The organism is Streptomyces sp. NPDC006476 (assembly GCF_040612015.1).
GTDB lineage: Bacteria > Actinomycetota > Actinomycetes > Streptomycetales > Streptomycetaceae > Streptomyces > Streptomyces griseorubiginosus_B.
On record NZ_JBEXPK010000169.1, the window covers coordinates 1 to 6,976 of the forward strand.

Annotated in this window: 6 protein-coding genes and 1 pseudogene; 4 read left to right on the plus strand and 3 right to left on the minus strand. The window is 67.0% G+C overall.

Annotated elements, in window-relative coordinates; all coding sequences use genetic code 11:
• Positions 1–769, plus strand: a pseudogene (locus ABZZ74_RS51810) (transposase); the annotation flags it as partial.
• A gap of 368 nt (positions 770–1,137) precedes the next feature.
• Here the strand turns inward: ABZZ74_RS51810 and ABZZ74_RS51815 are convergent.
• Complete coding sequence (locus ABZZ74_RS51815) at positions 1,138–1,485, minus strand: hypothetical protein (protein ID WP_356951099.1); 348 nt, start codon at positions 1,483–1,485, stop codon at positions 1,138–1,140.
• A gap of 932 nt (positions 1,486–2,417) precedes the next feature.
• Here ABZZ74_RS51815 and ABZZ74_RS51820 point away from each other — a divergent pair.
• The 3 genes from ABZZ74_RS51820 to ABZZ74_RS51830 all read left to right on the plus strand — a co-directional run bounded on the left by ABZZ74_RS51820 (position 2,418) and on the right by ABZZ74_RS51830 (position 5,772).
• The gene (locus ABZZ74_RS51820) at positions 2,418–3,692 is read left to right on the plus strand and encodes a hypothetical protein (RefSeq protein WP_356951100.1); all 1,275 of its coding nucleotides are present in this window, start codon (positions 2,418–2,420) and stop codon (positions 3,690–3,692) included.
• A 180-nt stretch (positions 3,693–3,872) separates the two neighbouring features.
• The gene (locus ABZZ74_RS51825) at positions 3,873–5,105 is read left to right on the plus strand and encodes a G1 family glutamic endopeptidase (protein ID WP_356951101.1); all 1,233 of its coding nucleotides are present in this window, start codon (positions 3,873–3,875) and stop codon (positions 5,103–5,105) included.
• Between the two features lie 49 nt (positions 5,106–5,154).
• Positions 5,155–5,772: a hypothetical protein gene (locus ABZZ74_RS51830; protein ID WP_356951102.1), complete on the plus strand. Its 618-nt coding sequence runs from the start codon at positions 5,155–5,157 to the stop codon at positions 5,770–5,772.
• Positions 5,773–5,932: 160 nt separating this feature from the next.
• Here ABZZ74_RS51830 and ABZZ74_RS51835 read toward each other — a convergent pair whose 3' ends face one another.
• Positions 5,933–6,331 carry a hypothetical protein gene (locus tag ABZZ74_RS51835; protein WP_356951103.1) on the minus strand — a complete coding sequence of 133 codons (399 nt, stop codon included), beginning with the start codon at positions 6,329–6,331 and terminating at the stop codon, positions 5,933–5,935.
• Positions 6,328–6,976 (minus strand): transposase (locus ABZZ74_RS51840; RefSeq protein ID WP_356951104.1); only part of this gene is annotated, 649 nt, incomplete at its 5' end. The genes ABZZ74_RS51835 and ABZZ74_RS51840, both read right to left, overlap by 4 nt.

Below are 6,976 nucleotides of genomic sequence, written 5' to 3' on the forward strand. Positions count from 1 at the left end.
AGGAGGCGGCGGCTACATCATCGGCGAGAAACTCCGCTCCGGCTCTCCCGAGGTCACCGCCGCGCTGGCCCGCCCCGGCCGCTACAAGGCCATACGCGACAACATGCAGGTCAAGGAAGTCAACATCGGCTCCGACGACCGGTTCGTGATCTGCTTCAACCCCGAACAAGCCCAACGCGACGCCGCCATCCGCGCCAAGCTCGTCGAGCAACTGGCGCAGGCCATCGACGGCACGGACAAGCTCAATAAGACCGAACGCGCCCATCTGGCCGGGCAGTTGTCCACCAAGCCAGGACTGAAGCGGTTCCTGCGGACCACCCCCGGAGGGCTGCTGCGGATCGACAAGAAGAAGATCGCCGCCGAGGAGAACCTGGACGGCAAGTACCTGCTGCGGTCTTCCGACCCCCACCTGAGCGCCGAGGACATCGCCGTGGGATACAAGCAGCTTCTCGAGGTGGAACGAGGCTGGAGGGACATGAAGCAACTCCTCCACCTCCGCCCGGTCTACCACCGCCGCGAGGACCGCATCCGCGCCCACGTCCTGCTGTGCTGGCTGGCGTTGCTGCTGATCCGCGTCGCCGAGACCCGCACCGGCACCACTTGGAACCGCATCCGCGAACAACTCCAGCGCGTCCACGCCGTCACCCTCACCGGCCCGGCCGGCTCCTTCCGCCAGACCACCCAGCTCACCAAGCCCCACCAGGACCTCTTCGCCGCCCTGCAGGTCGAACCGCCCAAGAAGGTCCTCGGCGTGACGACACCCTCCTGACCAGCACCTACACCACGGCCTAGTGACACGTCCGGCCACTGGGCCATAAAGCGTTTCCGCAGGTCAAACACCATTTTCGCCGACTATGCCGCTACCTCTGCTGCGGAACTCCGGCATGGGGCACCCCGCCTGGTCCAGGCCGGCCAGGGCCCCCGGACCCGACGTGGCCAGAAGGTCTCCGGTCTCCGATCTCACCTGCATGTCGATCACACACGGACGCTATCCGGCCGATGCGACTCACGATCAGGAAGTTTCCCGATGACGTGCGCTGGATGTGGCCGCCACGGAGCAGGGTCGGGGTGGCGGCCTGCGCTTCGGGCTGGTCGCGGTTGTCGGCCGCGGGCTTCTGGGTGCCTCGGCTGTGCTGCTCAAGGCGGTGGCCCGGAGGTCGGATCGTCGTTCGAGGGGCGGGGTAAGGCCGCATCTCCACTGGGCGGATCCGCCGGCGGTGGGCTGGTGCGGCCGATGCGGTCGATGTGTTCCAGACCTGTGTGGCTGTCGGTGATCGCGCCGAGGAACCGGTCTTCGTGTCGGCACCGCATGGTGTGCGTGCGGCAGCGGGAGATGCCGGCGAGTACTTCAGTGATGCTTTGGGTCACTGCCGGGAGTGCGCTGGGCAGGACGAGGGCGAGCGCGACCCACCAGGGGGCGTTGCCGAGTGCCGTGAGGCCTGCGGCGGTCAGGGTGAGGGCGTCGGGGATGCGGGGCGCGGTCATGATGGGACTCCACAGGCGGGATAAGGCGAACACAGCGGGGAGGCTGCACCTGGGTGGGCCGAGGCTGGGTCTGCCGGAGTGTCGGGCAGGAGCTCTCGGTGGCACTGTGCTGGAGCGGGGAGTTAGCGGCGCAAGCCCGCCGCGTAGGGACTCCCCGCCAGGGCCGTGCCCATCTTCATTCGATGGGCCATGGGCCTCGCAGGGTCGGTGGCTGTCCCCTCTTGACCATGGAGAGGGCCGGTAACCCGCAGTCCGTCGGTGGGAGATACGCGCCTCGTGCACCGGCGGTGCCTTAGCCCCGCAACCCGCACCGCACTCTCCCGGTGGCGGGCTGCGTCGAGGCGGGGTGCAGCTGACGTGCAGTACCCGGCGGCCGAGGAAGTGGCCCGCAGACTGGTGGTGGCCTGGACGCAAAACCACGCAACGTTTGCAGGCGGTGGCGCATACATCCTGGCAACTAGTCACCAAATAGGGGACTTGGCAGGGTTTTGATGCGGGGGCTGGGTGGCTGTGGCCATGCTGTGTCCTTCCGCGCAGGGGTGCCGCCAAGAGCGCCTCGACGGTCGTGCGAGGGGCACGGCATCTGACTGTGCGGGAGGGAAATCTGTACCTCTAGAGGAAATAGCCGCAGGCCAGGGCCGAAACAAGAAACAAAGGACCGGGCACTGGGATGCGGGGTGAGGGGATCGTGTCCGGTACCGAGGAACACGACGTACAAGACGAGCCGGGCGGACTGCCGCAGCCCCGCACCGGCGCAGGCAGAAGGGCGGCAACGCAAGGCCGTAGACGCATTCCGGACGTCCGCGCGCCGGCGGGCGTTCGCAACGGTGCTGCGCGAGCAGTTGCTGGATCCGCTGAAGGCGCGAGGCATCACCTACCGGGACATTTATGACGAGTTAGGCGCGGGTTTCTCTCCTCCCAGGCTCACGCGCATGGCCCGCGGCGAGGTTGTCCCCGACCTGCCGACCGTGCAGGCGATCGTGGACCTGGTGGAGCGGGCGGCGGGAGTGCCCCTGACCGAACAGGCACGCACTCACGTCATCACGGTGTACCTCAGCGCGCTGGAAGAGACCGATCCGCAACTACACGAGACGTACCGGCTGGAAGAAGAAAACCGGCAGCTGACTGCCGAGAACGAACGGCTCAAGCGCCAGCAAACCGACAACCCGGACCACACGGTGCCGGACGGCGCAGCCCCGCAGGAGACCGACACGGAGTTAGACGAGCAACTGGCGCCAGACCATCCCGCGCTCGCACTGCGTACGGAGGTCGTCGAGCACGTCCACGATGTGGCGCGCGCCGGCGTCACCCTGCCCGCCCAGCTGCTCGAACCCCAGACGATCGAAACGAGCAGTGTCATAGGCGTACTGGAGGACATCTCCGGCACGCTGCAGGGCGTCCACCAGGCCCTCAAGACGGCCATCGCCACCGGCGAGCACAACCTCGCCCGGCACGACGCTGAACCCGCGCCGACCACGGCCGCGCCGGTGCCCCCGCGCACGGCCCCTCCGCCCCGCCCCGACGGCTTGGATCTGCCCCGGCGCGGCCAGCACGTTGGCTGGGCGACCGGCACGCTGCTGACGGTCGCCGTGCTCGTGCTCGCCTACCTCTACCTCGTCCCCCTGCTGAAAAAGGGGCAGCAGGACGACCACAGCGGCTCGGCCCCCTCCAACACGCCCACCGCATCCTCGCCGCTCCCTGACCGCACCAACACCACACCCGGCCTGACCCCCACGGCCAACCCCACTGAATCCCAGCCCACGCACCCCGCGGGCCGGCAGTCGACACCCGGCGGCGGTGGGAGCAGCTCCCAGCGCAAGACGAGCCCGAGCGTCTCCGACAGCCAGACCGACACCAGCAAGAACACCGGCCCGATCCTGGGCGGCCGATCGGTCAGCGTTTCTCCCCGCTCAGACAGCGCCGACTGCTCGAAACCGATCGTGTTCACCTTCAGCGCCGCAGCCCAGAAGCCCGGCACGATCGAGTACACCTGGCACCCCGACGACCGTCTCATCGCCCGCGGCGTGCAGGACAAGACCGGCAGCATGACCTTCACCGCCACCAACGAACAGCACGACCAATACAGCATCCAGCTCACCGGCACCCAGCCCGGCGACCGCATCCAAGGCGGCATGACCGTCCAAGTGACGTCCCCTCAAGCGGACGCCGGCGTCAACGGCGACCAATTCGACATCACCTGCACCTGACCGGTCAGGCAGGCCTGATGCAGACAGGTTGGGGGGGAGCCAAATCAAGCCGGAACACCCCTCGAACGCTTCCACACGCCCCGCTGACGGGGCCACCTGGAACCAGAAAAACCGGGCTCAGCCAGATCTCCAATGCCAGGCTCGTTCCACGCGCGCGAATCACCGATAGAGGGACTCCGTATGCGACATCAACGATGCCTCGTCCTGGCCGTCACCTCAGCGATTACCTTCGTCCTGCTGTCTGCGTTGAGCCCCCCGGCTTCCGCCCGCCCCTACGGAATCGTCCGTGACCCGGGCTTCGAACAGCAGAGCAGGTCCGCCCTCTCCGGGGCGTGGCAAGGAGAGGGACCTGACTACAAGGGCGTTGAAATCGGCCTCGGGGAACAGAAAACCGGGCAGAACAACGCCCTCATCCACACTGCTGCCTCCAGTCACAAGTGGAACGCCATCAAGCAACAAGTGCCGGTCAAACGCCAGACGGTGTATTACCTGACCGGCTGGGTCAGGCCATCGGGGAACTTCACCGCCGGCTACTTCGGAGCACGAGGAAGCGACGGCCGCACCATGGTGCAGAAGAACTTCGGCAAGATCGTCACCGAGGGCGCCTACCAGTATCTGCAGATGGCCTTCAACTCGGGCAACAACACCAAGGTCACGCTCTACGCAGGCTATACAGCCCCCGGCAGGGAATCCTGGGTCCGGATCGATGACATCGATCTCGCCCCCACGCCGTACACCAACTGGGCCGGGTACGTGGTGCCGAGCAGCCCAGTAAACGCGGCGCCGCAAGCCGTGACGGCCGTATGGACTGAGCCCGCCTTCACCTGTCGGAACAGCCTTGACAATCGCGTCAGCGAATGGGTGGGCCTCGACGGGCTAGACCTCAGCGCTGAGACACAAGGCCTCAGTGCTACGGAAAGTCTGGTCCAGGTCGGCACGCACGCCTGGTGCCCATCCTTCGACTCGTTGTATCCCGAGCACCATGCCTTCTGGGAGGTCATCAACGCGGGCCACGACACGAGCGCGCAGCCGATTTCCATGGAGGTACAAGCTGGTGACCGTATCTCAGCCTCGGTTGTCCGCAGTTCCGCCGACCCCACCACCTACATCCTCACCATCGACAACCTCACCCGGCCGGATCCGCCCCAGACCCTGAAGAAAAAGGTGCCGGCAGCACGCTCCGAGAGCGCCGAGATCGTCGTGGAACGCCCCGACTTCCCGCACGCGACCTGGCCGCGGCCCTTGAATGTCCCGTTCTCCTACGTCACCGTCGACGGCGCTCCGCTCTCCTTCTACGACACACTCGCGACGCGCAGCCGCCAAGACGACACCGGCACCGTCTACGCGCCCTCCCCCGCCGTCACCGACAGCGGCGGCTACAGCAACTTCACCCTCTCCTCACACGCGGGCTAGACCCCGCCAGCGACTCCCAACATCAGCTCCAAAGTGAGGGAGAATCCCCATGTCGACCACCCGCACTTCCTCGATCTCCCGTCGCACCCTGCTCACCGCAGTGGCAAGGGGCGGGCTCGCCGTAGCCGCCTGCACCACCGCGACCCTCGCCGCCGCCCCCGCCCAAGCCGCACAGGACCGGTGGACGTGGTGCCACCAGTGCAGCCAACTGTGGTTTTCCGGCAACGGCAGCGGCTATTGCCCCGTCGGTAGCGGCATCTTCGGCTGGGACCACGGACACCAAAGTTCGGGCAGCGGCGACTACGTGCTTCGCTTCGACACCGACGCCGGCGTCGGAGAAAGCAGCTGGAGGTGGTGCCGGGACTGTGCAGCCCTATGGTCGAAGGGCTGGTTCGACCTTGGACGCACGACCTCGTACTGTCCCAACAGCAGTCAGCCGTTGCGATGGCACAACTGGTCCGGCTCGGGCACGTACAAGATCGAGGCGCTGCCCGACGGCATCAACGGTCCCGGCGGGCAGCGACGGTGGTTCCTGTGCATCCAGTGCTCCGGCCTTTTCTTCACGGGCAACGGCTCCAACGGCACCTGTCCCGCCGGAGGCGGCCACCGGCACTGGATGACACCCCAACCACAGATCGGCTTCGAATATGTACTTCGTCAACTATGAGGAGGCTGGTCTTGCCGATCGGCCGAGTGGCTCCCGTCGGCCTTGTGATGGTGGCATCGGCCATCGTCGTCCTACAGCGAGCCCGGTAGCCGACACCACTTACAAAGCCGGCACGGCGGAGGGTCCGCTGTCGGTGCGCAACGGGCCCTCTGAGTGGACGTTAAGTCCGTTTCTGATAGCGGCCGCGTCCGGGTTGGGTGAGGAAGCCTTGGCGGGTGAGGCGTCCGAGGCGGCTGCGGGTGATGTTGACGGTTGCTTCGTCGGTGGGCATGCCGAGGAGTTCGTGCAGCTCACGGGCTCTGAACACCTGGCCGGGGTGCTGGTTGAAGGCGTTCACGATGGCCTGGTAGGCGGTGCTGGTCTCGGGAGGGTCGAGTTCGGCTCCTGCCGGCGCGGCCTCCGCGATGACCTGACGGGTGGTGTCCAGGTCCGCGAGTCGGGCCTGGGTCTCGGCCAGGGCAGCGGTCAAGTGCTCGATGTGACCGCGTAGTTCTGCGGCTCGGGCGGTGACTTCGTCGTGCTGGACCTGGAGGCCGGCGAGGAGTTCGGTGACGTTCACGCGGCCAGCCCGAGGGTGTCGCGCCAGGTGGGACTCGGTGTGGTGAGGCGGCGGGTCATGTTCGCGGTGGAGGCCCAGTAGACGCGCGAGACGGAGGTGTCGGGCCGGTGGTCGTACTCACGGGCCAGACGCCGGTGCAGCAGCAGCGTGCCGTTCGTCTGCTCCACCACCCACCGCTTCGGCTGCGGGACAAAGCCTTTGCCCTGGTCGGCCGGGTTGCGGCGGACGACCTCGACGTCGATGTCCATCAACGCGCCGTGGATGACGACTTCGTCCTTGAAGCCCTGGTCCACCAGGGCCTTCTCCAGCCGCATCCCGCAGCGTTCGGCCGCCTGGTCGAGCAGGGCGGTGCCGGCGGCGTTGTCATGGGCGGATGCGGCCAGGACGACGACGCCGATGATCAGCCCCAGCACGTCGACGGCAAGTCCCCGCTTGCGCCCCGACACCTTCTTGTTGGCGTCCAGTCCCGTCGTGGTCTTCGGGACACCGGCAGCCGCGCGGACGGACTGGGTGTCGATGATCACGAGGGACGGGTCCTCTAATCGCCGGGCTCTCTCCCTCACCTGGCAGCGCAGGAGTTCCTGAATCCGCTGGTCGAGCCCGTCCTCGCGCCACAGACCGAAGTAGTAGAACACCGCCGACCAG